Consider the following 2,188-nt stretch of genomic DNA (forward strand, 5'->3'; position numbering starts at 1 on the left):
CAGAAAGATAAATTACGTCCGCATAGCGGTTTAACGAGAAAACATAAGATATTGTTTATACAGGACTTTTTAAATAAAAAGAGTCGGTAATGATGATCTAAAAATAATCATTACCAACCCTTTTGTCCAATAGAGGCATAGTTTTGCAAAACACCAACCTTTTTGTCTACTATGCCTTTTACTTCCTCAAGTTTTGTTAAGCATGGTGCAAGTACAGGGTTATGAGCCGAACCGTCTTGCATTACAGATAATGCCGGTAAATCGCCTAAGTGAGCATTATCAGACCATGGGAAGCCGTGTTGTTTGGTACCTTTAGGATCCCAGTGATCGCCGGCGCCTAAGCCTGCTACTAATTTGCCATCTTTTTCTTTTGCTTCACAGCTTGGATTTTCATGAATATGGAAACCATGTAAGCCTTGTGTAAGGCCGGTTAAGTTTGGTGTAAATACTAAACCGTATGCCGATTCGGTAATTTCAACTGTACCAACATCTTTATTTCCGTTAACCGGATCAAGTTGCTGAACTTGTACTACGAGTTTCTCTGCATTCGGATTATCAGTAGCATGGTGGCCCGGATGTGCAGCAGCAAAAGCCGATGCGCTGAATAATGCTACAGTGAGCGCGAGTTTTGTGAATTTCATTGTAATTTCCTTTTAGTTTTAGTGTGAAAGGGGAGAATATTTTAGGTCGGTAAGCCCCATTTAACATATATTACCCGAATGACCTAAAATCGATTGCATTTTTGCATAAAATCTTGTATTTATCACATCTATTTCCAAAATAAATTCAAACACAACTTTGTACTTTTCAATTTAGGAGCAACACAATGCAAAATGTAGGTTTTATCGGTTGGCGTGGTATGGTCGGTTCAGTTTTAATGGATCGTATGGTTCAAGAAAACAACTTTGAAAACATTAACCCAATTTTTTTCACTACCTCACAAGCGGGTCAAAAAGCACCGGTTTTTGCGGGTAAAGATGCCGGTGATTTAAAGGACGCTTTCGATATTGAAGAACTTAAAAAGTTAGACATTATCGTGGCTTGCCAAGGTGGCGACTACACTACCGAAATGTATCCTAAATTACGTGCTGCAGGTTGGAACGGCTATTGGATTGATGCCGCATCAACCTTACGTATGGAAAAAGACGCAATTATCGTTTTAGACCCCGTTAATCAACATGTTATTACAGATGGTTTGAAAAATGGTGTAAAAACATTTGTTGGCGGTAACTGTACCGTAAGTTTAATGTTAATGGCGATCGGCGGTTTATTCGAAAAAGATTTAGTAGAGTGGGTTTCTGTCGCAACTTACCAAGCGGCTTCAGGTGCTGGTGCTAAAAATATGCGTGAGTTACTCTCACAAATGGGTGAATTAGAAGATTCTGTAAAAGCGGAATTAGCAAACCCTGCCTCATCAATTTTAGATATTGAGCGCAAAGTCACAGCGAAAATGCGTGAAGACAGCTTCCCAACCGATAACTTCGGTGCGCCACTTGCGGGTAGTTTAATTCCTTGGATCGATAAATTATTAGAAAGCGGTCAAACCAAAGAGGAATGGAAAGGTTATGCGGAAACCAACAAAATTTTAGGTTTAAGCGATAACCCGATTCCGGTGGATGGTTTATGTGTGCGTATCGGTGCATTACGTTGCCACAGCCAAGCATTTACTATCAAATTGAAAAAAGACCTACCCTTAGCGGAAATCGAACAAATTATCGCAGCACATAACGAATGGGTGAAAGTAATTCCAAACGATAAAGAAACCACTTTACGTGAATTAACACTGGCGAAAGTGACTGGTACATTAAGTGTTCCGGTCGGTCGTTTACGTAAATTAGCGATGGGTCCTGAATATCTTGCGGCATTTACCGTAGGTGACCAATTATTATGGGGTGCGGCAGAGCCGGTACGCCGTATCTTAGTTCAATTAATCAAATAATTTGGATTAATTAGAGACGGACAAGCGGTTGGATTTTGCAAAAAAAATTGCAAATTTTGACCGCTTATTGATGACATTAAAAAAGCCCAAGCAATGTGATCTACACCCCAAAAGTTGGACTAACCATCCAACGGATTAAGGTGCAGATTTTTTATGACTAAATATAACTCGCTATTCAAACAACAAGTCATCGAGTTTTATCTTCAACATGACAAAAACCGTTTATTCACTCAACGACATTTTCAATTA

General features: G+C 39.4%; 2 protein-coding genes. One reads left to right on the plus strand and one right to left on the minus strand.

The annotated features are described in order from the left end of the window. Positions 1-110: 110 nt before the first annotated feature. The gene (locus HMPREF0027_RS02530) at positions 111-641 is read right to left on the minus strand and encodes a superoxide dismutase family protein (protein WP_005621991.1); all 531 of its coding nucleotides are present in this window, start codon (positions 639-641) and stop codon (positions 111-113) included. Between the two features lie 185 nt (positions 642-826). On the opposite strand from HMPREF0027_RS02530, the gene asd reads away from it, so the two are divergent. Continuing rightward, positions 827-1,939 carry an aspartate-semialdehyde dehydrogenase gene (asd, locus tag HMPREF0027_RS02535; RefSeq protein ID WP_005621992.1) on the plus strand — a complete coding sequence of 371 codons (1,113 nt, stop codon included), beginning with the start codon at positions 827-829 and terminating at the stop codon, positions 1,937-1,939. Positions 1,940-2,188: the final 249 nt, after the last annotated feature.

The sequence above is a fragment of the Actinobacillus ureae ATCC 25976 genome (assembly GCF_000188255.1).
Taxonomy (GTDB): Bacteria; Pseudomonadota; Gammaproteobacteria; order Enterobacterales; family Pasteurellaceae; genus Actinobacillus; species Actinobacillus ureae.

Coding starts and splice junctions, on each gene's coding strand:
- HMPREF0027_RS02530 (WP_005621991.1), bottom strand. CDS start 641: ATGAAATTCACAAAACTCGCGCTCACTGTAGCATTATTCAGCGCATCG.
- asd (WP_005621992.1), top strand. CDS start 827: ATGCAAAATGTAGGTTTTATCGGTTGGCGTGGTATGGTCGGTTCAGTT.